Origin of the sequence: Leifsonia sp. C5G2 (genome assembly GCF_013359685.1) — a bacterium.
Classification (GTDB): Bacteria; Actinomycetota; Actinomycetes; order Actinomycetales; family Microbacteriaceae; genus Leifsonia.
The window spans coordinates 18,477-40,706 of record NZ_JABFMV010000013.1; the positions used below are offsets into that span (position 1 = coordinate 18,477).

Consider the following 22,230-nt stretch of genomic DNA (forward strand, 5'->3'; position numbering starts at 1 on the left):
CGTGCCTCCGGCGTCGTCAGTCGACGACGCGGACGTCCTTCCAGAAGGCGACGTAGTTGCTGTAGTCCTTGCCCACCCGGTCGAACGAGCTCGGGTACGGCGTCGGGTAGCTCCAGGCGCGGTCCTGCAGCAGGCCCGAGTCGGACTTAACGGAGAAGTACTGGCACTCGCCCTTCCACGGACACGTGTAGGGCGTGTCGCTCTCGACGAGGTACTCGGACTTCACGCTCGCGGGCGGGAAGTACCAGTTGCCCTCGATGCGGATAAGGTCCTCCTGCGGGGCCTCGGCGATCACGGTGTCGTTCAGCACGGCTTTCATCGAATAAACCTCCTGTGATCCGCCAACGTACGCGGGCGCACGATCATTCCGCCGCGGGCCCACCGCTCTGCCGGGAGGCTCGCAGGACCGTCACAGTATCGGAGGAGCCGAGCCGGCCGAGGGCGGCGATGTCGGGCGCGGCCTCGCCCGCGGCGACCCGCTCCTGGCCGGAGACGGAGGCGGTGAGCAGGTGCGCGACGGCACCGCGGAGGCCGGTGAAGGCGGCGCACGCGGCGGCCGCCTCCGGCGAGGAGTAGTCGATGCCGAGAGCGGCGAGCGCGTCGACGACCGCTCCCGCGGCCAGGAGGTCCTCCACGGCGAAGCGGGGAGTGCCGGCCGGGGTGGTCGCGCCCGCGGCGACGACCGAGATCATCGCCCGGCGGCCGAGACGGACCTGCTCGTCCAGGATCCACCGCGCGACGGCGGGGGCGTCGGTCAGGCCCGCGAGGAGCACCGCGCCGTCGCCGGGGAGATCGGCCGGGGCGTCCGCAGCGGCGGGGAGCGCATCCACCCACACCACCACGTCGGCGTCGGCGGCCACGGCGACCGCACCCTCCACACCCCAGTCGAAGCGCACCTGGTACTTGGCCTGGCGGTGAGCGGCGGGGACGGTGGAGACGGGGGCCTGCTGGGTCACCGGGCCATCGTAATGCGGGACGGCGGCCGGCCCGTCCGTGTTTCGCCCGGTGACGGACGCATCTGCCGGCGGATCAGCTCGAAGTCGTGCCGGGTGAGCTCGATCACGCCGCGGCGCAGCTGGTAGCCCCAGCCGGCGCGGTCGCGGGTGAAGTCGAGGGCGTCGAGGAGCGGGCGGATGGGCGTGGCGACGGCGTCGTGGTCCCACTCGACCCGGCGCCGCCAGGGCAGGAAGTCTCCGGCCGGGCCGCGCATCGCCGGACCCTGGGTGACCTGGAACACTTCGTCGTCGGCGATGCGGCCGACCGCGGTGAACTGCTTCAGGGGCTCGCCGTCGGGGTACGAGACCCGGGGCGAGTAGTAGACGAAGCCGTCGGCCGGGCCCATCTGCGCGAGCGGCGCCCTCGCGCCGTGGTTCACCTGCGCGAAGCCGCCCGCGACGCCGCGCAGCACGTGGTCCTGCTGCACCACCCCGAGCCAGTACCGGATCGCCATGCTCCCGTTGTAGCGCACACCACCGTCACGGAGTGTCGAAATCGCGCGGTGGAGCTCAGGGCAGCGCGGAGCGATGCCGCGACCCCAGCGCCGAGGGAGCCTGCGACCGAGGTTGACGGATAGGACAGGATGGGACCATGCGGACGGACGACGACGAGGTACGGCGGACCGTCGAGTCCGTCTGGCGCATCGAGTCCGGCCGTCTGATCGCCGGCCTCGCCCGCTCCACCGGAGACGTGGGCCTCGCGGAGGAGCTCGCGCAGGACGCACTGGTCGCCGCCCTCGAGCAGTGGCCGGGGTCCGGCGTCCCACGCAATCCCGGCGCCTGGCTGACCACGGTCGCCAAGCGACGGGCCGTCGACGGCTGGCGGCGGCGCGAGCGGCTCGACGACCGCTACGCCGCGATCGCCCACCACCTGGAGCAGGAGCTCGGCGACGACGACCCGGCCCGCGTCGCGCAGGAGCCGATCGGCGACGACCTGCTGCGGCTCGTCTTCGTGGCCTGCCATCCCGTCCTCCCCCAGCCGGCGCGCGTCGCGCTGACGCTCAAGCTCCTCGGCGGCCTGTCGACCGAGGAGATCGCACGCGCCTTCCTCGTGCCGCCCGCCACGATGGCGCAGCGGATCGTCCGGGCGAAGCGCACGCTCAGCGCGGCCGGCGTGCCGTTCGAGGTGCCGGAGCGGACCGAGTTCCCCGAGCGCCTTGCGTCGGTGCTCGAGGTCGTCTACCTGATCTTCAACGAGGGCTACGCCGCGACTGCGGGAGAGGACTGGATCCGGCCCGACCTCTGCCGCGAGGCGCTGCGCCTCGGCCGCGTGCTCGCCGAGCTGACACCGCGCGAGCCAGAAGTGCACGGGCTGGTCGCGCTGATGGAGTTCCAGGCGTCGCGGCTCCGGGCGCGCACGGCCCCGGACGGCTCGCCCATCCTGCTGCAGGACCAGGACCGCGCGCGCTGGGACCGCATCCTGATCCGCCGTGGGGTGGCGGCGCTCGCCCGCGGCGACGAGCTGCGCACGAGCAGGCGGCCCCCGGTGAGCCGCGGGCCCTACGCGCTGCAGGCCGCGATCGCCGCCTGCCACGCGACAGCGCCGACCGCCGCCGCGACCGACTGGGAGGAGATCGTCGCGCTGTACGGCGCGCTCGCGGAGCTGCGGCCCTCGGCGGTGGTCGAACTGAACCGCGCGGTCGCGCTGTCGATGGCGTACGGACCGGCGGCGGGGCTGGAGGTGGTCGACCGGCTGACGATCGACGGCGCGCTCGCGTCGTACCACCTGCTGCCGTCGGTGCGGGCCGACCTGCTGCAGCGGCTCGGGCGCACGGCGGAGGCGCGGCAGGAGTTCGAGCGGGCCGCGGCGATGACAAGCAACGAACGCGAACGGGAGCTGCTGCTGGCGCGAGCCGGGGAATGCCTCTGAGAACGGCATCCCGAGGCCGCCGCAGCGCGCGCAGGGGCGACACTGAGAGCATGCGCGTGCTGCTGAAGCTGATGCTCGACTGCGACCCCGACGCCGCCTGGCGCGCCCTGCAGAGTCCCACGGCGTTCCGCGAGGTCGCGCTGCCGTGGTTGGACTTCCGCTCGGACGAGCCCGCCGGCTTCCCGACGACCTGGGGCGCGGAGCACCGCGTGACGGTGAAGGCGCTCGGCGCGTTCACCGTCGGCACGCAGGCGATCCGGCTCGACACGCTGCGGCCGGTCGACCCGCGTGAGGCCGGGACGCGCATCCTGCGGGACAGCGGAGGCGGCACCGGCGGGATGCTGGCCGCGGTGCCCCGGCTCGACCACCGCATGGCGATCGCGCCCGACCCGGCCGGCCCCGACGAGCACGGACGGCTGCGCACGCTGTACCGCGACCAGCTGATCGTGCGCGCGGGTGCGCTGACCCCGGTCGCCTGGTACGCCTTCTGGCTGTTCTGGCAGTGGCGCGGTGCGCGCCTGCGGCGGCTGGCGCCCACCTGGGCCTACGATCCCGAACGGCGGGACGACGACGGACACGTCCCGGAGACGACGAGCGCGGAGGAACGATGACGAGCGCGGAGCAGACCACGGAAGTCCCGGCGGAGGGGGGCCCGGCGCGGGCGGTGACCGCAACGCAGACCGCGGACTGGCGCCGCCGCGTGTTCGCGATGTACGCGTCCGTGCGCAGGCTGGCCGCACACGACCCCGTCGAGGCACACGCGCACTGGATCTCGTGCCGCAACGACCTGTTCTCGTCGCATCCCGCCTCCCCGCTGCTGCCGGAGGACCGCGAGCGGTTCACGGGACTGCCGGTCACGCCGTACGACCCGGACTGGCGTTTCGAGCTGCCCGTGCACCCGGCGGCCGAGGCCAAGCGGATGGATGTCGAGACCGGCACCGACGGCGTCGTGCCGTTCGAGCTGCTCGGGACCGTGCGCGTGCCGTTCGCCGGGACGCTCGACGTGTGGAAGCTCGCGTCGTACGGCGGCGGGCTGTTCGTGCCGGTGAAGGACGCGCTCGCGGGGCGGCCGGGCGGCACCTACGGGGGCGGGCGCTACCTGATCGACACGATCAAGGGCGCCGACCTGGGCCTCGAATGGGACGACGAGGGCGCGAGCATCGTGCTCGACTTCAACTTCGCGTACAACCCGTCGTGCGCCTACGACCCCGCCTGGGCGTGCCCGCTCGCGCAGGCCGGCAACACCCTCCCTGTCGAGATCCCCGCGGGCGAGCGCTACCCCGCCGCCTGAACCTGCCCCCTCCGTCCAGCCATCAGCTCCTGAGTTTTTCGAGTCCGCTTCGGCGATTCGCTCGAAGAACTCAGGAGCTGTTGGCTTGGGGCTCGGGGCGGGTGACGAGGGTGAGGCGCTGGGTAGGGCGCGTCATGGCGACGTAGAGGGAGGCGGCGCCGCGCGGGGACTCGGCGGCGAGCGCGTAGGGGTCTGCCAGGACGACGGCGTCGAACTCCAGGCCTTTCGCCTCGTAACCGGTCAGCACGGCGATCGGCCGCGAGAGACCCGTGGCACCGCGGCCGGCTTGGTCGCCGAAGCGCGCGGCGACGGCCTCCGCCACGGCGGGCAGGTCGGCGGCGGTCGCGATGACGGCGACCGTTCCGGTGCCGTCGATGCCGCGGTCGTGCGCGACGGCCTCCGCCACGGCGTCGCCCAGCGCGCCGGCCTCCGCGGAGGCGGCGGTCACCCGGCGGATCGGCCACTCGCCCTCGCGCACCGCCCGCGTCGGCGTGATCGGGAGGCCTGCGTCGGCGGCGATCCGCTCGGCCTCGCGTGTGATCTGCGCGGGCGTGCGGTAGTTGACCGTGAGCTCCTCGAGCCGCCAGGCGTCTTTGAACAGGGGCTGGAGCGCCTCCCGCCAGCTCGTCGCACCCGCCGCCGACGCGACCTGCGCGATGTCGCCGACGATCGTGAACGACTTCATCGGGCAGCGGCGCAGCAGCACCCGCCACTGCATCGGCGACAGCTCCTGCGCCTCGTCCACGACGACGTGGCCGTACGTCCAGCTGCGGTCGGCTGCGGCGCGCTCGGCGGTCGTGCCGCGGTCGGCCTGCTCGGCGAAGCCGTCCGCCAGCTGCTCGGCGCTGACCAGGCCCTGAACGCCCATGTTCCGGATGGCCGCCCGCGCGTTCTCGAGGTCGCGCTTGCGCTGGCGCTCCCGCTCCCGGTCGGCGGGGTCCGGCCTGCCGGGGAAGTCGCCGAGCAGCTCGGCCGCCTCGTCCAGAAGCGGGACGTCGGAGACGGTGAACGGCTCCGAGCGGTCACGCGCCAGGGCGGCCCGCTGCGCGTCCGTCCACCGCGGCGTGAGCTCGGCGAGCCAGGAGGGGCGCGCGTACAGGTCCTGCAGCAGCTTCTGCGGCGTCAACGGCAGCCAGGCGGTGTTGAGCAGCACGCGGACGTCGTAGGAGGTGCGCAGGTCCTCCCGCAGCACCTTCAGGTCGGCGTCGTCGATCGTGGAGCCCGCGGCCCGCAGCTGTGCCGCGAGCTGGTCGGTCAGCTCGCCGAGCGCGTGCTTCACGAAGGTCACCCGGGCGACGTTGTGCGGTTTCCCGGTCCGCTGGGCCTTCGCGATGGCGCGCTGGACGAGGTCGGGTCGCACCGTCAGCCGCTCGTTGTCGACGACGATGGTCTGCTCCTCCGCCGGCGCCTTCTGCCGGGACTTCACCGCGCGGGAGAGCAGCCGCGCCATCTGGGCCGATCCCTTCAGCACCGCGGCGTCGGGGGCATCCTCGGCCGTCGCCTCCACGCCGGGGAACAGGTCGCCGAGCGTCGACATGACGACACCGGTCTCGCCGAGCGAGGGCAGCACGGCCTCGATGTACCGCAGGAAGGCGGTCGACGGGCCGACGACGAGCACACCGGAGGCGCTCAACCGCTGCCGGTTCGCGTACAGCAGGTAGGCGGCGCGGTGGAGGGCCACCGCGGTCTTGCCGGTGCCCGGCCCGCCCTGGACGACCAGCGCGCCGCGCAGGTCGGAGCGGATGATGCGATCCTGCTCGGCCTGGATGGTCGCGACGATGTCGTGCATGCGCCCGGTGCGCTGCGCGGTGAGGGCCGCGAGCAGGGCACCCTCGCCCTGCACCTTCTCCTGCGCCTGATCGCCGTCGAGCAGCGCCTCGTCGAACACCTCGTCGTCGATCCGCGTCACCTGCCGGCCGGACATCGTCAGGTGGCGCCGGGCGCGCACCCCCATCCGCTCGCTGGCGGTCGCCTGGTAGAACGCGCCGGCCTGCTGGGCGCGCCAGTCCACCAGCACCGAGCGCTCCTCGTCGTCGCGGAGGCCCACCCGGCCGATGTACCGGTGGTCGGAGCCGTCCATCGGCTCCTCGAGCAGCAGCCGGCCGAAGACGAGACGCGAATCCACCTCCCGGAGCTGGGTCAGCTGGTCCTCGTACAGCCGGGCGAAGGCGTCGCGTTCGCTGCGCGCCTGGTGGTTGCTCCCGACGCTGTCGCGGCGGACGCGGGCCAGCCGCTCCTCGGTCTCCGCGCGCAGCCGATCGAGCCGTTGGTACAGCTCCGAGACCACAGCGCGTTCGCGTTCGAGCTCCGACTCCACCACGCCCATGGCCACCTCTCGTTTCCGGGCCGACAGTCTACGACCTCCGGTTGTGTCTGCGCTCTCAGCACTCGCACGGCGGTATGCCCTAGAGTGATGGTGCGGGCCGATTCTGCCCGCTGCGTCGTAGAACGCTTCGCGTCGCGCCGGGCCTGTGTCGGGTCACCTTCCGACTCCGCCCCGCACGCTTCTCTTCATACGGCGAACGATCGCGCCGCTCGGTGCGCTCGCCACCCGCCCGGTCCGCCGCATGCCGACCGGTCACCGCCCGAAAGGCACACCTTTGTCCCAGACTTTCGCCGACCTCGGCGTCCCCACTCCGCTCGTCTCGGTCCTCGCGGCCGACGGCAAGACCACCGCATTCCCCATCCAGGCCGACACTCTGCCCGACGCCCTCGCGGGCAAGGACGTCCTCGGCCGCGGCAAGACCGGCTCCGGCAAGACCATCGCCTTCGCACTGCCGCTCGTCGCGCGCCTCGGCACGGTCCTCGCCGGCGGCCCCCGCCGGGCCGGCCGCCCGCTGGCGCTCGTGCTCGCACCGACCCGGGAGCTGGCCACCCAGATCGCGGCCACCTTCCGCCCGCTCGCCGACGCCTACTCGCTGCGCGTGTCGACCGTCTTCGGCGGCGTCTCGCAGAACAAGCAGGTCGCCGAGCTGAAGGCCGGCGTCGACATCCTGGTCGCCTGCCCCGGCCGCCTCGAAGACCTCATGAAGCAGGGCTTCGTGTCGCTGGACGCCGTCGAGATCACCGTGCTCGACGAGGCCGACCACATGGCCGACCTGGGCTTCCTGCCCGTCGTGACCCGCATCATGTCCGCCACCCCGAAGGACGGCCAGCGTCTGCTGTTCTCGGCCACGCTGGACAACGGCGTGGACAAGCTGGTCACCCGCTTCCTGCACTCCCCCGTGCTGCACTCCGTCGACGACGAGTCCAGCCCGGTCGAGGCGATGACCCACCACGTGCTGCAGGTCGACAGCCCGGACGACAAGAAGGCGCTCGTCGAGGCCCTCGCCTCGGGCACGGGCCGCCGCATCCTGTTCACCCGCACCAAGCACCAGGCGAAGAAGCTCGCCAAGCAGCTGACGGCCTCCGGCATCCCCTCGGTCGACCTGCACGGCAACCTTGCGCAGGCCGCCCGCGACCGCAACCTGGCCGCGTTCGGCGACGGCAGCGTGAAGGTGCTCGTCGCCACGGACGTCGCAGCGCGCGGCGTGCACGTGGACAACGTCGAACTCGTCGTGCACGTCGACCCGCCGGCGGAGCACAAGGCGTACCTGCACCGCTCCGGCCGGACCGCCCGGGCCGGCAGCGCGGGCGACGTCGTCACCGTGATGCTCTCCTCGCAGGCGGAGGACGTCCGCACGCTGCTGCGCAAGGCCGCGATCTCGGTCGCCCCTCAGCGGGTGACGGCCGGCTCGCCCGCCGTCGTCTCGCTCGTGGGCGATGTCGCGCCGCGCGTCGCGCCGGCACCGGAGCAGCCGCGGAACGCGGGCGGCGGGATGTCGCAGGGCGCGAACGCCCAGCGCAAGCGCGCCCGCCGCGGCGGCGGTGCCGGCGCCGGTCAGGGCTCGGGAGCGGGCCGGAACGGTCAGGGCGGATCCGGCAGGCAGGGCGCCGCCGCCGGCTCGGGGCAGGGCCGCATCGACGGCGCCGGGGCGCAGGGCGGCGGCTCGCGTCGTCGCGGGCGCGGCCAGCGTCCGAACGGGGCTCCGGCCGCGGGCGGCCGCACGGGTCACGCCGAGCACGGCGCGCCCGGCCAGCGCTCGTCCGCATCCGGTCAGCGCTCGGGCAAGCAGGGGGCGTCGCAGGGCGGCGGCCGTGCGTCGAGCGCCGTCTACTCGACCTCGTCGTCCGGCGACGGGTCGGTGCGCCGCGGCCGCGGCTCCCGCCGCGCCCAAGGCTGACCCTCCCGACGAGATGTGAGTAATGGCGGCTATCCGGTCCGGATAGCCGCCATTACTCACTTCTCGGGGGCTTGTGCGAGGCGCTCGATGCCGGCGGTGACGCCGTCGACCAGGACGGCGTAGCTGCGGTCGAGGTCGTCCGGGAGGCCGAAGCCGCCGCCCAGCTCGAGCGTGACGAAGCCGTGGACCGCGCTGCGCAGCATCCTGATCGCATCCACCAGTTCGTCGTCGGGCAGGCCGAAACCGCGGAGCACCCCGGCCAGCACCGCGATGGTCTCCTCGGCGCGCGCCACCAGCTCGCCGTCGGCGGGATCCGACCCGTGCGGCGCCACCTGCGTCGCGGCGTAGCGCCCGGGATGCCGGCGGGCGAAGTCCCGCATGGCGTCGGCCGCCGCGCGGACCGCCTCCGGCCCCGCGCGGCCGATGGTCGCGGCGGCGAGCACCCGGGTGAGCTCCGCGAGGGACTCCGTCGCCAGCAGGCGGCGAAGGTCGTCGATCGACGAGACGTGCTTGTACAGGCTCGGGACGGCGACCCCCGCGCGCCCGGCCACCGCGGCGAGGGTGAGCCGGTCGAAACCGGCGGTCCCGCCCTCGTCGACCAGGTCGATCGCCACCGCCGTGACGGCCGCCCGGGTCAGCCCGGCCCTAGGCACGCGCGGCCCAGGCCGAAGCGTCCGCGGTGCGAAGTGGCGCGAGGAACTCGAGCGTGCCGGGCACGGCGACATCGGGACGCTGCGCGTGCGGGTAGTGCGCGGCTTCGGGAACCCGCACGACCCGGACGCGCTGCGACTCCATCCACGCCACCTCGGCGTCCGTGTCGCGGTAGTCGGGGTCGAGGTCCCCGACGAAGGCGAGCATCGGCGCCGCGATCTCGGGCAGGCGCGGCTCGACGACCGAGTGCGTCAGCTGCAGCGTCAGGTGGCGGAAGCCCGCGAGGCGACCCGGCTCCTTCAGCGAGGACCGGATGGCGGCGACGTGCTCGTCCAGCCACGGCGCCGTGGTGCCGCGGTTGAGGGTGCTGCGGTAGTAGCGGGCCCACGCCGACGCACCCCACGGCCGGGCGAACAGCACCCGGTACGAGAGGTGGAGGAGGCCGGTCGTGGCCCGGCCCATCGCGGGATCGCGGAGCAGCGGGCCATAGAAGACGAGACCGGCGATCAGGTCGGGGCGCTCGGCCGCAGCCCAGGCCGCGGCCGCGGCGCCCATCGAGTTGCCGAGGACGACGGCCGGGCCGCCGAGCGCCTCCACGAGGGCGAGGACGTCGCCGGCCGTGACGATGTCGCCGAACTCGCGGAACGTGGTGTCGGAGTCCCCGTGAGCGCGGAGGTCGGTGACCGCGACGCGGTAGCCGGCGGCGACGAGGGCGGGGACGAGTTCACGGAAGCTGGAGCGGAGGTCGCCCATTCCGGGGACCGCCACGACGAGGGGCCCTTGGCCCTCGACCGTGTAGCTGATGCGCCCGTCGTGGCGCTGCAGGTAGCGCACCTGCGACTCGACTGAAATGGTCATAGCCATAAAGCTAATACCATTAGCCAAACGAGTCAAGAGCCGTTGCCGACGGCTCCCGGAGGTCAGGCGATGCGCCCGAGCGACGCCATCGCCGCCTTGACGAGCGCGCCCCTTCCGCCTTCCAGCTCTTCGCTCACGGTGAGCGACGTCGCCTCCTCCGGCGTCATCCAGGTCAGCTCCAGTGCATCCTGGCGCGGGTCGCACGTGCCCGTCACCGGGACGACGTACGCGAGCGACACGGCGTGCTGGCGTTCGTCGGTGTACGGCGAGACACCCGGCATCGGGAAGTACTCGGCCACCTGGAACGGCACAGGACTCGCCGGCAGCTGCGGGAAGGCCATCGGCCCCAGGTCTTTCTCGAGATGGCGGAAGAGCGCCTCGCGCAGGGTCTCGCCGTACAGCACGCGGCCCGAGACGAGGGTGCGGGTGATCTGGCCCACGGCGTTGGCGCGCAGCAGGATGCCGACCTCTGTAACCTGCCCGAGCCCGTCGACCCGCACCGGCACCGCCTCGACGTAGAGCAGAGGAAGCCGGCGCCGGATCTGCTCCAGCTCGATGTCGGACAGCCAGGCGGGGCCCGGCTGCGGCCCGTCGCCGGGCAGCGGGTCGGGCGTGGGGTCCGGATCGGGGGTGCGAACGCTCATGCATGAATCCTACGGAAGCGGCATGCATCCACCTACGAGGGACAGGACGACCTGTGGATGGGCGGCACTCCGACGGGGGCTGTGGACGGAATGCCCTCTGCGTTGAGAATGGAGAGTGCCTTTTCCCGCTCCCGACCTGCGTATCGACCGCGATGCCGTGCTGTGGTCCGCGTCGGAGCGCGACCGCGCCGGACGGCCCCTGCTGATCCTCCTGCACGGGTACGCGTCCGACGAGGCCGATCTGTTCGGCATCGCCGCGTACCTTCCGCTGGAGCCGGTGATCGCTTCGCTGCGCGCACCGATCCCCGAAGGGGCGGGCTTCGCATGGTTCTCGCGCTTCACCAACCTGCCGGGCGACCCCCTTGCGGGGAACGCCGACGCCGCGACCCGCGCAGTGCTCGACTGGCTCGACGAGCAGCCCCGGGTGCCCACCGGCCTGCTCGGATTCTCGCAGGGCGGCGCGATGGCCCTGCAGCTGCTGCGGCACGCGCCGGACCGCTTCGACTACGCGGTGCAGCTCTCCGGTTTCGTCGTGCAGGGCTCCCAGCCCGGGGACGAGGAGCTCGCCGATGCGCGGGTGCCGGTGTTCTGGGGCCGCGGCACGCTCGACGACGCGATCCCGGCCTCGTCGCTGGACCGGACGTCCGAGTGGCTGCCGCAGCATTCCTCGCTGGACGCGCGGATCTATGAGGGGATGGGGCACGCGATCTCGCCGCTCGAGCTCGGCGACATCTCCACCTTCATCCGCGGCAACCTGCCTCGCTGAGCGTTGTCCACGGGTCTTGCCGCCGCCCCTGACAGTGTCGGTGGTCGGGTGCAGGATGGTGGGGTGAGCGAGGTGCTCGATCGATTCTCCCCCGCGACCCGCGAGTGGTTCCGCGGGGCCTTCGCCGCGCCGACGGCCGCGCAGCAGGGGGCCTGGGAGGCCATCTCGCACGGCAAGCACGCGCTGGTGATCGCCCCCACCGGTTCGGGCAAGACGCTGGCGTCCTTCCTGTGGGCGATCGACCGGCTCGCCACCGACCCGCGCCCGGCCGAGGCCAAGGCGGGCACGCGCGTTCTCTACATCTCGCCGCTCAAGGCGCTCGGCGTCGACGTCGAGCGCAACCTCCGCGCTCCCCTGGTCGGCGTGACCCAGACGGCCAAGCGGCTGGGCGCGGAGCCGCCGCACGTGAGCGTCGGCGTGCGGTCGGGCGACACCCCGGCCTCCGACCGGCGGGCGCTGCTCAGCAACCCGCCGGACATCCTGATCACCACGCCCGAGTCGCTGTTCCTGATGCTCACATCGCAGGCGCGCGAGACGCTCGCCGGGGTGGAGACCGTGATCGTCGACGAGGTGCACGCCGTCGCGTCCACGAAGCGCGGCGCCCACCTGGCGCTGTCGCTCGAGCGTCTCGACGCATTGCTCGAACGGCCGGCGCAGCGCATCGGGCTGTCGGCGACGGTCCGTCCGCCGGAGGAGGTGGCGCGCTTCCTGGCGGGCAACGCGCCCGTCGAGGTGGTGGCGCCGCCCGCGGGCAAGCGCTTCGACCTGCGCGTCGTGGTGCCGGTGGAGGACATGAGCGAGCTCGGCACCTCGACGTATGCGAGCGAGAATCCGGGCGATGGCTCCCCTCCTCAGGCCGGATCGATCTGGCCGCACGTCGAAGAGGCGATCGTCGACCGCGTGCTGGAGAACCGGTCCACCATCGTGTTCGCGAACTCCCGCCGTCTGGCGGAGCGGCTGACCGCGCGTTTCAACGAGATCTACGAGGAGCGCGTGCTCGGCGGCGCCGTCGACACGAGCGCGTCCGACACCGATGCCCCGCGGCGGGCGCCCGCCGAGCTTATGGGCGGCTCGGGACAGACCCGCGGGTCCCAGGCCGTCGCCGATGCCGAGACGCTTGTGCTGGCGCGGGCCCACCACGGCTCGGTGAGCAAGGAGCAGCGCGCGCTCATCGAAGACGACCTCAAGACGGGCAGGCTGCGCTGCGTGGTCGCGACGTCGAGCCTCGAGCTCGGCATCGACATGGGCGCGGTCGACCTGGTCGTGCAGGTCGAGGCGCCGCCCTCGGTCGCGAGCGGTCTGCAGCGGGTCGGCCGTGCGGGTCACCAGGTGGGCGAGATCTCGCGGGGCGTGGTGTTCCCGAAGCACCGGGCCGACCTCATCCACTCGGCGGTCGCGACCGAGCGGATGACCGCCGGGCTGATCGAGTCGCTGCGGGTGCCGGCGAACCCGCTCGACATCCTGGCGCAGCAGACGGTTGCCGCCACGGCGCTCGAACCGATCGACGCCGACGACTGGTTCGACATCGTCCGCCGCAGCGCCCCCTTCTCCACGCTGCCGCGCAGCGCATACGACGCCACGCTCGACCTGCTCGCCGGGCGGTATCCGTCCGACGAGTTCGCCGAGCTGCGCCCGCGCATCGTCTGGGACCGCGACACCGGTGTCATCACCGGCCGCCCCGGGGCCCAGCGGCTCGCCGTCACGAGCGGCGGCACGATCCCCGACCGCGGCCTGTTCGGGGTCTACATGGTCGGCGAGAAGGCCAGCCGGGTCGGCGAGCTCGATGAGGAGATGGTCTACGAGTCGCGGGTCGGCGACGTCTTCGCGCTGGGCTCGACGAGCTGGCGCATCCAGGAGATCACGCACGACCGCGTGCTGGTCACGCCGGCCTTCGGCGAGCCCGGCCGTCTGCCGTTCTGGAAGGGCGACGGCATCGGGCGTCCGGCCGAGCTCGGCCGCGCGGTCGGCGCCTTCACGCGCGAGCTGAGCAGCGCCTCCCCCGCCGACGCCGAGCTGCGCTGCGTCGAAGCCGGGCTCGACGCCTGGGCGACCAGCAACCTGCTCGCCTTCCTCCGCGAGCAGAAGGAGGCGACCGGCCACGTCCCGACCGACAAGACACTCGTGGTCGAGCGCTTCCGCGACGAGCTCGGCGACTGGCGCGTGGTGCTGCATTCCCCATTCGGCATGCAGGTGCACTCGCCCTGGGCGCTGGCGGTGCAGGCGCGCGTGCGCGAGCGCTACGGGATCGACGCGGGAGCGATGGCGGCCGACGACGGGATCGTCGTGCGGATCCCGGACACCGAGGCGCAGCCGCCGGGCGGGGAGCTGTTCGTGTTCGAGCCGGCGGAACTCGACGAGCTGGTGACCGCAGAGGTCGGCGGGTCGGCCCTGTTCGCCTCGCGGTTCCGCGAGTCCGCGGCCCGGGCCCTGCTGCTCCCGAAGTACAACCCGGGCAAGCGGTCCCCGCTGTGGCAGCAGCGGCAGAAGGCGGCGCAGCTGCTGGATGTGGCCCGCAAGTACCCGAGCTTCCCGATCATCCTGGAGACCATCCGCGAGGTCCTGCAGGACGTCTACGACCTCGGCGCCCTCACCGACGTCGCTAAGCAGATCGAGCAGCGCAGCATCCGGCTGGTCGAGGCCGCGACCGAGACCGCATCGCCGTTCGCCCGCTCGCTGCTGTTCGGATATGTCGCTGCGTTCATGTACGAGGGCGACAGCCCGCTCGCCGAGCGCCGGGCTGCCGCACTCTCGCTCGACGCCGGCCTGCTCGCCGAGCTGCTCGGCCGAGCCGAGCTGCGCGAACTGCTCGACCCCGCGGTCATCGAGCGCGTCGAGCTGCAGCTGCAGCGGTTGGCGCCCGAGCGGCGCGTGCGCGGGGTGGAGGGCGTGGCCGACCTGCTGCGCCTGCTCGGACCGCTGTCGGTCGACGAAGTGGCGGAACGGCTCGAAGCCGACGGCGCCGCCGCCATCGCGGCGGCCTCTGTCACCGCAGCGGCATCTGTCGACGAGGCGGCGTCGACCCCCGACGGCGAGGAGGTCGCAGCCACGCCGCACGCCGATCGCGAGACCGCCTCCGCGCATCTGGCGACGCTGGTCGACACCCGCCGGGCCCTCGTGGTGACGATCGCGGGTGTGGAGCGGTTCGCCGCGATCGAGGACGCGAGCCGCCTGCGCGACGCGCTCGGGGTCCCGCTCCCGATCGGTGTGCCCGTCGCGTTCATCGAGCCGGTCGACGACCCGCTGGGCGACCTGGTGAGCCGCTTCGCCCGCACGCACGGCCCGTTCGAGACCGCCGAAATCGCCTCGCGGTTCGGGCTCGGGCCCGCGATCGTGCACGACGCCCTGCGTCGGCTTGCCCGGGACGGGCGCGTCGTGGAGGGCGAGTTCCGTCCGCACGCGCACGGCAGCGAGTGGAGCGACGCCGAGGTGCTCCGGCGGCTGCGGCGGATGTCGCTCGCGGCGCTCCGCCACGAGGTCGAGCCGGTCGACACGAGCACCTACGGACGGTTCCTGCCCGAGTGGCAGCATGTCGGCTCCACGCTGCGCGGGGTGGATGCGGTCGCCTCCGTGATCGAGCAGCTGGCCGGCGCGCGCATTCCCGCGTCCGCCTGGGAGTCGCTCGTGCTGCCGAGCCGCGTCTCCGACTACAGCCCGGCCATGCTCGACGAGCTGACCGCGACGGGCGAGGTCATCTGGGCCGGCGACGGCAGCCTGCCCGGCGACGACGGCTGGATCAGCCTGCACCTCGCCGACAGCGCCCCGCTGACGCTCGCACCGCCGTCCGATCACGAACCCGACGAACTGCAGCGCGGCATCCTGGAGGCTCTCGGACGGGGCGGCGGATACTTCTTCCGGCAGCTGTCCGACGCGCTCGGGGCCGAGCGCGGCTCGGCGATCGACGACGCCGAGCTCGTCACCGCGCTCTGGGACCTGGTCTGGGCCGGACGCGTGACCAACGACACCCTGGCTCCGCTGCGCACGCTCACGGCCGGCGGCTCCGGAGCCCACAAGCGTCCGCGGCAGCCGACCAGGGCCAGGATGTACCGCGGGCGGGCGGCCACGCGCTCGGCGATGGTGACGCGGATGGGACCGCCCACGGTCGCGGGCCGCTGGTCGCTGCTCCCCGAGCGCGACCTCGACTCGACGGTCCGCGCCCACGGGCAGGCCGAGACCTTGCTCGACCGGTACGGCGTCGTCACCCGCGGTTCGGTCATGAACGAGGGCACTCCGGGAGGATTCGCCCTCGCCTACAAGGTGCTCAGCGGGTTCGAGGAGACCGGCCGGGCCCGGCGCGGGTACTTCATCGAGACCCTCGGCGCCGCCCAGTTCGCGAGCGGTGCGACAGTGGATCGGCTGCGCTCGTACGCACGCGACCACACCCAGCAGCGCCCGTTCGAGGCGGTGGCGCTCGCGGCCACCGACCCCGCCAACCCGTACGGCGCCGCTCTGCCGTGGCCGGCGGTGCCCGGCGAGGGCGGAACCGGCCATCGGCCGGGGCGCAAGGCCGGCGCCCTCGTGGTGCTGGTCGACGGCGAGCTCGCCCTCTACGTCGAGCGCGGCGGCAAGAGCCTGCTCAGCTTCGTCCCCCGTTCCGGCCCCACCGCCGGTTCCGGCACCGATGCGGCGTCGCAACCGGCTGCCGAGCCGACCGACACCGACGCCCCCGAGGTGCTCTCCGCCGCCTCGCGCGCCCTCGCCGCGCTGGTCACCGGACGCCGGGTGGACAAGCTCGCGGTCGAGACCGTGAACGGCGGCTTCGTGCTCGGCTCACCACTCGGCGACGCGCTGTCCGAGGCGGGCTTCCTCGCCACGCCTCGCGGGCTGAGGCTGCGCGGATGACGGCGGCGAAACCGGCCTCGGGGCGCGAGCATGCCTGAGGGCGACACCGTCTATCAGGCGGCACAGCGGCTCCACCGCGCGCTCGCCGGGCAGGTCCTGACGACGACCGACTTCCGGGTGCCGAAGTATGCGACGGTGGACCTCTCCGGGGAGCGGATGGACGAGGTGGTGAGCCGCGGCAAGCACCTGCTGATGCACGTCGGCGACCAGACCATCCACAGCCACCTGAAGATGGAGGGTTCGTGGGAGGTGTACCCGCCGGGCGGCCGCTGGCGGCATCCCGGCTACCAGGCGCGAGCGGTGCTCACCACCGAGGGCGCGCAGGCCGTGGGCTTCCAGCTCGGGATCCTGGAGGTGCTGCCGCGCGAGCGGGAAGACGAGGTCGTCGGCCACCTCGGACCCGACCTGCTCGGGCCGGACTGGGACGCCGGGGAAGCCCTGCGGCGGCTCGCCGAGCATCCGGACGCGCCGATCGCCGTCGCCCTGCTCGACCAGCGCAACCTCGCCGGGCTCGGCAACGTCTACGCCAACGAGCTCTGCTTCCTGCGCGGGATGCTGCCCACCCGGCCGGTGCGCGAGGTCGACCTGCCCGCGGCGGTCGACCTCGGTCTCCGCCTCATCACGGCGAACCGCGACCGCACGGTGCGGGTCACCACCGGGGACACCCGACGCGGACGGAACACCTGGGTCTACGGACGGCGCGGCCAGCCGTGCCGGCGATGCGGCACGGCCATCCGCTCGTCGTCGCTCGGGCGCACCGAGCTGGAGGAGCGGGTGACGTACTACTGCCCGGTCTGCCAGACGTAGCGAAGCCGGCAGACCGGGCAGGTCTCGCCCGGGCGCAGCGGTAGGCGCGGCGCCCGGGAAGCGGGATCAGGCCGCGGCGTCGTCCTCGTCCTGCTCCTCGTCCGCGGCGGAGGCCGTGCGGACGGTGGCGAGGGCGGCGGACCACGACTCGAGCTGGTCGAACAGCGGGGTCAGCGCGGCCGTCTGCTGCTCGGTCGGCTTCAGCTGCCAGTTCTCGAAGTCGTGCGCGAGGCTCAGGCCCACGAAGGCGCTCACGGTCGCGACCTGGAGCTGCGACAGCACGAGGCGGAGGTGCTCGACCGCGCGGGCACCGCCGAAGACGCCGTAGCTGACGAAACCGGCCGCCTTGTTGTACCACTCGGCGCCGACGTAGTCGATCGCGTTCTTGAGGGCGCCGGAGGTGCTGTGGTTGTACTCGGGGGTGACGAACAGGTAGCCGTCGAACTCGGCGATCTTCGCCGCCCAGGCCTTGGTGTGCTCACCGGCATACTGCCCCATGGCGGCCGGCAGAGCCTCGTCGAGGTGCGGGAGGTCCCAGTCCTTCAGGTCGACGAGCTCGTACTCGACGTCCGTCCGCTTCGCAGCGTTCTCGTGCACCCAGCGGGCGACGGCCTCGCCGTTGCGACCGGGGCGCGTGCTCCCGATGATGATCGCGATCTTCGTCATGTCAGCCTTCCTTTTGATGACGTGTCATCCAACGCGAACGCCGTCCGCGCGTCGATCATTCCCGGCCCTCCCGCTAGGCTCGCGGCATGTCCGACGAGCGCCTCCACCGCAACGACGACACGCATCTCCCGCCCGACGCGACGGAGGAGCAACGCCGTGAGGCCGGGGACCGCCTGCGCGAGCGGATCTATGTCACCTTCACCACGCTGGCCATCCTGATGGCGACGAACGCGCACGGCGACGCCCTCGACTCCCCCGGCATCCTGTGGACGCTGGTCGTCTCGGTCGTCGGCGTGCTGCTCGCGGGCCTCGCGTCCGACCTCGTCTCGCACATGATCGCGCACAGCACCCTGCCGTCGGTCCGGGAGTTCCGGCACATGGTCGCAGTGTCGTCGCGGGCGCTCGGCGTGCTGGTCGTCCCGCTGATCAGCATCGGGCTCGCTGTGTTCGACGTCATCGAGGACCGCACCGGGCTCATCATCGCGATCGTCGCCCTCATCGCCTCGCTCGCCGTCATCGCACGGATCGCGGTGTCGCGCACCGGGCTCTCCGGGTGGCGGCAGCTCGCGGTGCTGCTGGTGCTCGTCGCGCTCGGTGTACTGGTGGTGTTCCTGGAGTCGCTCGCCCACTGAGTCCGCCGCATCGCGGACCGGGCATGTCAGGATGGCTTATGGCCACCGTGCGCACCCGACCGGACCCGCGGAAGCTGACGGACGACGAACTGGAGCTGTTCCGCGCCTTCCACCTCATGCGCCGCGGATTCGACCGCACGCTGGACGCGCAGCTCCAGCACGACGACGGCATCTCCATCTCCGAACTGGAGGTGCTGATGGCGCTCGTGCGTTCGCCCGGCCGGCGGCTGCGGGTGCGCGACCTCGTCGAGTCGACCGGCTGGGAGAAGAGCCGGGTGTCGCACCAGGTGACCAGGATGGCGTCCCGCGGCCTGGTCGAACGGCAGGAGTGCGCCGAGGACCGGCGAGCGACCTGGATCCACCTCACCGGCGAGGGCCGGCGGGTGGTCGTGCGGGCGCTGCCGAAGCATTCCGCGACGATCCGCCGCATCCTGTTCGACGCCCTCAGCACGGAGCAGCAGGACGCCCTTCTCGGGATCGCGAGGACGATGAACACGGCGATCTCCGACGAGGACTGCCCCGCGCCGGAGGACTGCGACGACTGACCGCCGGGGTCTCTGGCGCCGCTGCGAGGGTGAGGGTTCTCACACGGGCGACGGCCGGTTCGGCGGCTCCCCGCTGGGAGGCCCTGGCGGAATTCCTGGCGATTCGTCGGGAACACGGCCCGAAACCAGCCGGTTCCAAGCCGTCGCCCCCTAGCGTTTCCGTGTGCGACGCCCGAACTTCCCCGCCTCCGGGCCCGGCGCCGACGGCAGCGACCAGCAGCCGCCGGCGACCGAGGTCTTCGGACGCGTGCCGCCCGCCGACCCGCGCCGACCCGTCCGCGCCACGAGGCCCGCCTCCGGCGTGCCGACGGGTGGCGGGGCGCACGCACCGTTCGACCCGTTCGGGCTCGGCGGAGACGCTCCCGGCCTCGGCGGGGACGGCGCAGGGCGCAACGGCGGAGGCGGTCACGGCAGCGGAGGCGGTCACGGCGGCGGAGGCGGTCGCGGCGGGAACGACGGCACCGGCGGCGCGACGGGCCCGGGACGTGGCAAGCGCCCCGGCAAGCGGCGCCGCACGAAGCGGATCGTCGCCTGGACGGCCGGCGCCCTCGCCGTGCTGCTGATCGTGGTCGGCGGCTACGCCGCATACAGCTACTTCCGGTTCGTCGGCGGCGTGAAGCACGTCGACGTCATCTCCAAGTCGGGCCACGACGTGGACGGCCAGGACCAGAACATCCTGCTCGTCGGCGACGACCATCGCCCCTCCGGCGCCACCCAGGCCGAGCTGGACCAGCTGAGCACCACCCAGGACGGCGGCGGCACGAACACGGACACGATGATGCTGCTGCACATCCCCGCCAACGGGAAGTCGGCCACGCTCATCTCGCTCCCTCGCGATTCGTGGGTGGACGTGCCCGGCCACGGCATGAACAAGCTCAACGCGGCCTTCTCGCTGGGCGGCGGCGCGACCGACCCGACGGCGGGCGCCAAGCTGCTGATCCAGACCGTACAGAACCTCACCGGCCTCAGCATCGACCACTACGTCCGCGTCTCCCTGCTCGGCTTCTACACGATCGCGCAGGCGCTCGGCCCCGTACAGGTCTGCCTCAACGCCGCGGTCGACGACCCGTACTCGGGCGCGAACTTCCCGGCCGGCGTCTCGACTCTGGACGCCAAGCAGGCGCTGTCCTTCGTGCGCCAGCGTCACGGTCTCCCCCGCGGCGACCTGGACCGGGTGGTGCGCCAGCAGTACTTCCTCTCGGTCGAGGCGCACAAGTTCCTCTCTGCGGGGACGCTGCTGAACCCGGGCAAGCTGACCAAGGTGCTGGATGCGGTGAGCGGCTCGCTCGAGACCGACCCCGGCCTGAACTTCCTCCAGCTGGCCGGGCAGCTTCAGGGCCTGACCGGCGGCAAGATCCAGTCGGCGACCATCCCCATCTCCGGCACCCCGACGATCACGGTCGACGGCCAGGACCTGTCCATCGTCGAGGTCGACACCGCGGCGATGCCCGCGTTCATCCAGAGCCTGATGGGCACCCCGAGCGCGTACGACAAGGCGACCGCGGCCAAGCCCGCGGACACGTCGGTCACCGTGCTGAACGGCGGCAGCGAGAACGGAGCGGCGACCACCGCGACCCAGACCCTCGCGGGCGCGGGCTTCCACACGGGCGCACCCGGCGACGCGAGTTCCCGGGCGACCACGGTCATCCAGTACCCGTCGGGCAAGGAGGCGGAGGCCAAGGCGGTCGCGGCGTATCTTCCGGGCGCCTCGGTCCAGCAGACCTCCGATGTGAGCACCGTCACCGTGGTCCTGGGCGAGGACGGCATCATGCCGGCCGCGCCGGGCGCCGGGGGCTCGGCCGGCGGAGGGAACGCGGGCAGCGGCGCCCCCGCGCCCGCTCCCTCTCCGACGCCGAGCGGCCCGGCGACCAACTACAGCGACAAGGTCTGCATCAACTAGACAGGATCTGCTGGGCGCCGGTGGCGGTGACGTTGAGGACGACCGTGTCGCCCGGCCTCACAGTCACCGTCTGGTAGTAGACGCGGTACCCCGGTGCCGACGTGACCTGCAGGTAGTAGCCGCTTCCGCCCGTCACGTGGGCGGAGTACTTGCCGTTGATCCGCGCCGAGACGTCGGGCGTCGTGGCGAGCGTGTTGGTCGGCACCCAGATCTGCAGCTGGTACGAATCGCCGGAGGTGCGGACCAGCTGGCCGGTCACCCCTGCGAATGAGGCGGGGAGCGGCGTGAGCACCTGGCGCGTGCCGTTCTGGTAGACCTTCAGCTCGACCTGGTCGCCCGGGTTCACCGTGACCTTCTGCGAGTAGTAGCGGAAGTGCGCGGACCCCCTCCCGGACAGATCGAGGTAGTACCCGCTTCCGCCCTTCACGTTGGAGAGGTACTGGCCGTTCCTGGTCGCCGCGACATCCGGCATCGCGCCGGAGACTGCTGCCGGGACGACGTACTGGAGCAGGTAGTCGTTGTCGCCCGCCTGCGGGATCAGCTGGCCGCGGATGCCCTGGAAGGCGGCGCGGGGGCTCAACGCCGAGGTGACGGTCTGACCGATCGCCTTCAGCCCCGCGGAGTTCGGATGGAACGACTGCGGCGACGTGGAGAGACCCGTCAGCGTGAGCGGGGCGATGTGCGGCTCACCCGCGGCCGAGCACGAGGAGTTGTCCACCGTCGTGGCCATCTGCGACACGTAGTCGACGCCGGCGTACTGCGCGGCGAGCGCGAGCTTGCGGTCGAGCGCGCGCTGGACGGTGTTCATCCAGGCGAGGTCGCTGGTGACGAACGGGAAGCTCGCTCCCTGCTTGAGCGGCGCGAAGCACCCGCCCTCCGGGGTGTGGGACGCATCGGGCATGAGCGTCGGGTAGCCGACCACGACGATCTTCGCCGACGTGTAGGTGCGACGGAGATCGTCGAGGGTGTCGAAGAGCACCGGACCGACCTCCCGTTCGAGCTTCGCCTGGACCGCGTCGACCCCGTCCACCGTGTGCTTGTCCTTGCACGTCGGCTGGTGGCTCGTGAGCGGTCCCGAGGCGGAGAGCGCGAGGCAGGAGGTCAGGATGGACGCGAAGCCGAGGTCGTTGCCGCCGATCGTGATCGTGACCAGGGAGACGGAGTCGGCCGGAAGGCTCGCCTGCGGGGCGTGGCCCTTCGCCGAGGTCTGGAAGATGTCGCCGAGCACGGCCCCCGAGCACGTGTTGTCCGTCAGGGTCAGCCCCAGGCTCTGGGCCACCTGTGCCGGGTAGCCCGCGGGAGACTGCAGACAGGTCGGGTCGTCGCCCTTCGTCCCGTCGACCCCCTGGCCCGAGGCGTACGAGTCGCCGAGGGCGAGGTAGCCGTTCGGCGCGGCCGCCGCCGGCGTTCCGGTGAGCATCCCGATCGCGATCGCGGCCACCGCGCCCACGACGGCGAGCCGCATCCCACGACCTGTGCCGGCCGTGCGTGTTCTCTGCATGATCCATCCTTCCGTGGCGGCGCAGGAGAGGCGCCGTCACTG

General features: G+C 72.8%; 19 protein-coding genes. 10 read left to right on the forward strand and 9 right to left on the reverse strand.

Annotated features, from left to right (window positions below; translation table 11 throughout):
* Positions 1-16 precede the first annotated feature (16 nt).
* From HNO83_RS15700 to HNO83_RS15710, 3 genes are read right to left on the reverse strand one after another with little or no spacing between them, the layout of a single operon-like run.
* Positions 17-319, reverse strand: a complete 303-nt coding sequence (locus tag HNO83_RS15700) for a DUF427 domain-containing protein (RefSeq protein WP_115698470.1) — start codon at positions 317-319, stop codon at positions 17-19.
* A 43-nt stretch (positions 320-362) separates the two neighbouring features.
* Positions 363-956 carry a 2-phosphosulfolactate phosphatase gene (locus HNO83_RS15705; RefSeq protein WP_175338466.1) on the reverse strand — a complete coding sequence of 198 codons (594 nt, stop codon included), beginning with the start codon at positions 954-956 and terminating at the stop codon, positions 363-365.
* Positions 953-1,450: an EVE domain-containing protein gene (locus tag HNO83_RS15710; protein ID WP_217499134.1), complete on the reverse strand. Its 498-nt coding sequence runs from the start codon at positions 1,448-1,450 to the stop codon at positions 953-955. The genes HNO83_RS15705 and HNO83_RS15710 overlap by 4 nt, the downstream gene beginning before the upstream one ends.
* Positions 1,451-1,587: 137 nt before the next feature.
* Here HNO83_RS15710 and HNO83_RS15715 point away from each other — a divergent pair, with 137 nt between their 5' ends.
* Genes HNO83_RS15715 through HNO83_RS15725 form a run of 3 tightly spaced genes read left to right on the forward strand, consistent with a single transcriptional unit; the run spans position 1,588 to position 4,156 of the window.
* Entirely contained in the window at positions 1,588-2,865 is a 1,278-nt protein-coding gene (locus HNO83_RS15715) for an RNA polymerase sigma factor (RefSeq protein WP_175338468.1), read from the forward strand.
* Between the two features lie 50 nt (positions 2,866-2,915).
* Entirely contained in the window at positions 2,916-3,476 is a 561-nt protein-coding gene (locus HNO83_RS15720) for a hypothetical protein (protein WP_175338469.1), read from the forward strand.
* On the forward strand, positions 3,473-4,156 hold the full coding sequence (locus tag HNO83_RS15725) for a DUF1684 domain-containing protein (protein ID WP_217499135.1): 684 nt from the start codon (positions 3,473-3,475) through the stop codon (positions 4,154-4,156). The genes HNO83_RS15720 and HNO83_RS15725 overlap by 4 nt, the downstream gene beginning before the upstream one ends.
* Positions 4,157-4,226: 70 nt before the next feature.
* On the opposite strand, the gene HNO83_RS15730 is transcribed toward HNO83_RS15725, so the two are convergent.
* On the reverse strand, positions 4,227-6,482 hold the full coding sequence (locus HNO83_RS15730; RefSeq protein ID WP_175338471.1) for a HelD family protein: 2,256 nt from the start codon (positions 6,480-6,482) through the stop codon (positions 4,227-4,229).
* A 241-nt stretch (positions 6,483-6,723) separates the two neighbouring features.
* Here HNO83_RS15730 and HNO83_RS15735 point away from each other — a divergent pair, with 241 nt between their 5' ends.
* Positions 6,724-8,379, forward strand: coding sequence for a DEAD/DEAH box helicase (locus HNO83_RS15735; protein ID WP_175338472.1), 1,656 nt, complete (start codon positions 6,724-6,726; stop codon positions 8,377-8,379).
* A gap of 56 nt (positions 8,380-8,435) precedes the next feature.
* Here the strand turns inward: HNO83_RS15735 and HNO83_RS15740 are convergent, their stop codons facing one another.
* The 3 genes from HNO83_RS15740 to HNO83_RS15750 all read right to left on the reverse strand — a co-directional run bounded on the left by HNO83_RS15740 (position 8,436) and on the right by HNO83_RS15750 (position 10,532).
* Complete coding sequence (locus HNO83_RS15740; protein WP_175338473.1) at positions 8,436-9,032, reverse strand: TetR/AcrR family transcriptional regulator; 597 nt, start codon at positions 9,030-9,032, stop codon at positions 8,436-8,438.
* On the reverse strand, positions 9,025-9,888 hold the full coding sequence (locus tag HNO83_RS15745; RefSeq protein WP_175338474.1) for an alpha/beta fold hydrolase: 864 nt from the start codon (positions 9,886-9,888) through the stop codon (positions 9,025-9,027). Before HNO83_RS15745 ends, HNO83_RS15740 begins: the two co-directional genes overlap by 8 nt.
* 62 nt (positions 9,889-9,950) lie before the next feature.
* On the reverse strand, positions 9,951-10,532 hold the full coding sequence (locus tag HNO83_RS15750; protein ID WP_175338475.1) for an NUDIX hydrolase family protein: 582 nt from the start codon (positions 10,530-10,532) through the stop codon (positions 9,951-9,953).
* Between the two features lie 115 nt (positions 10,533-10,647).
* Between HNO83_RS15750 and HNO83_RS15755 the strand changes: the two genes are divergently transcribed.
* The 3 genes from HNO83_RS15755 (at position 10,648) to HNO83_RS15765 (ending at position 16,944) form a co-directional block, all read left to right on the forward strand.
* The gene (locus HNO83_RS15755; RefSeq protein ID WP_175338476.1) at positions 10,648-11,298 is read left to right on the forward strand and encodes an alpha/beta hydrolase; all 651 of its coding nucleotides are present in this window, start codon (positions 10,648-10,650) and stop codon (positions 11,296-11,298) included.
* A gap of 63 nt (positions 11,299-11,361) precedes the next feature.
* Complete coding sequence (locus tag HNO83_RS15760) at positions 11,362-16,137, forward strand: Lhr family ATP-dependent helicase (RefSeq protein ID WP_175338477.1); 4,776 nt, start codon at positions 11,362-11,364, stop codon at positions 16,135-16,137.
* Positions 16,138-16,167: 30 nt separating this feature from the next.
* Positions 16,168-16,944 (forward strand): DNA-formamidopyrimidine glycosylase family protein, encoded by a 777-nt coding sequence (locus HNO83_RS15765; RefSeq protein ID WP_175338478.1) that lies wholly within the window; start codon positions 16,168-16,170, stop codon positions 16,942-16,944.
* A gap of 66 nt (positions 16,945-17,010) precedes the next feature.
* Here HNO83_RS15765 and HNO83_RS15770 read toward each other — a convergent pair whose 3' ends face one another.
* Positions 17,011-17,610: an NADPH-dependent FMN reductase gene (locus tag HNO83_RS15770; protein ID WP_175338479.1), complete on the reverse strand. Its 600-nt coding sequence runs from the start codon at positions 17,608-17,610 to the stop codon at positions 17,011-17,013.
* 86 nt (positions 17,611-17,696) lie between these two features.
* On the opposite strand from HNO83_RS15770, the gene HNO83_RS15775 reads away from it, so the two are divergent.
* The 3 genes from HNO83_RS15775 to HNO83_RS20815 all read left to right on the forward strand — a co-directional run bounded on the left by HNO83_RS15775 (position 17,697) and on the right by HNO83_RS20815 (position 20,687).
* Positions 17,697-18,242: a hypothetical protein gene (locus HNO83_RS15775; RefSeq protein WP_175338480.1), complete on the forward strand. Its 546-nt coding sequence runs from the start codon at positions 17,697-17,699 to the stop codon at positions 18,240-18,242.
* A gap of 38 nt (positions 18,243-18,280) precedes the next feature.
* The gene (locus HNO83_RS15780; protein WP_175338481.1) at positions 18,281-18,787 is read left to right on the forward strand and encodes a MarR family winged helix-turn-helix transcriptional regulator; all 507 of its coding nucleotides are present in this window, start codon (positions 18,281-18,283) and stop codon (positions 18,785-18,787) included.
* Between the two features lie 163 nt (positions 18,788-18,950).
* On the forward strand, positions 18,951-20,687 hold the full coding sequence (locus tag HNO83_RS20815; RefSeq protein ID WP_175338482.1) for an LCP family protein: 1,737 nt from the start codon (positions 18,951-18,953) through the stop codon (positions 20,685-20,687).
* Here the strand turns inward: HNO83_RS20815 and HNO83_RS15790 are convergent.
* Complete coding sequence (locus HNO83_RS15790; protein ID WP_175338483.1) at positions 20,680-22,188, reverse strand: SGNH/GDSL hydrolase family protein; 1,509 nt, start codon at positions 22,186-22,188, stop codon at positions 20,680-20,682. The genes HNO83_RS20815 and HNO83_RS15790 overlap by 8 nt on opposite strands.
* Positions 22,189-22,230: the final 42 nt, after the last annotated feature.

Excerpts from the sequence above, each read along its gene's own strand:
- HNO83_RS15700 (WP_115698470.1), bottom strand. The coding sequence starts at position 319 with ATGAAAGCCGTGCTGAACGACACCGTGATCGCCGAGGCCCCGCAGGAG.
- HNO83_RS15710 (WP_217499134.1), bottom strand. The coding sequence starts at position 1,450 with ATGGCGATCCGGTACTGGCTCGGGGTGGTGCAGCAGGACCACGTGCTG.
- HNO83_RS15715 (WP_175338468.1), top strand. The coding sequence starts at position 1,588 with ATGCGGACGGACGACGACGAGGTACGGCGGACCGTCGAGTCCGTCTGG.
- HNO83_RS15720 (WP_175338469.1), top strand. The coding sequence starts at position 2,916 with ATGCGCGTGCTGCTGAAGCTGATGCTCGACTGCGACCCCGACGCCGCC.
- HNO83_RS15725 (WP_217499135.1), top strand. The coding sequence starts at position 3,473 with ATGACGAGCGCGGAGCAGACCACGGAAGTCCCGGCGGAGGGGGGCCCG.
- HNO83_RS15730 (WP_175338471.1), bottom strand. The coding sequence starts at position 6,482 with ATGGGCGTGGTGGAGTCGGAGCTCGAACGCGAACGCGCTGTGGTCTCG.
- HNO83_RS15735 (WP_175338472.1), top strand. The coding sequence starts at position 6,724 with ATGCCGACCGGTCACCGCCCGAAAGGCACACCTTTGTCCCAGACTTTC.
- HNO83_RS15745 (WP_175338474.1), bottom strand. The coding sequence starts at position 9,888 with ATGACCATTTCAGTCGAGTCGCAGGTGCGCTACCTGCAGCGCCACGAC.
- HNO83_RS15750 (WP_175338475.1), bottom strand. The coding sequence starts at position 10,532 with ATGAGCGTTCGCACCCCCGATCCGGACCCCACGCCCGACCCGCTGCCC.
- HNO83_RS15765 (WP_175338478.1), top strand. The coding sequence starts at position 16,168 with ATGCCTGAGGGCGACACCGTCTATCAGGCGGCACAGCGGCTCCACCGC.
- HNO83_RS15770 (WP_175338479.1), bottom strand. The coding sequence starts at position 17,610 with ATGACGAAGATCGCGATCATCATCGGGAGCACGCGCCCCGGTCGCAAC.
- HNO83_RS15775 (WP_175338480.1), top strand. The coding sequence starts at position 17,697 with ATGTCCGACGAGCGCCTCCACCGCAACGACGACACGCATCTCCCGCCC.
- HNO83_RS15780 (WP_175338481.1), top strand. The coding sequence starts at position 18,281 with ATGGCCACCGTGCGCACCCGACCGGACCCGCGGAAGCTGACGGACGAC.
- HNO83_RS15790 (WP_175338483.1), bottom strand. The coding sequence starts at position 22,188 with ATGCAGAGAACACGCACGGCCGGCACAGGTCGTGGGATGCGGCTCGCC.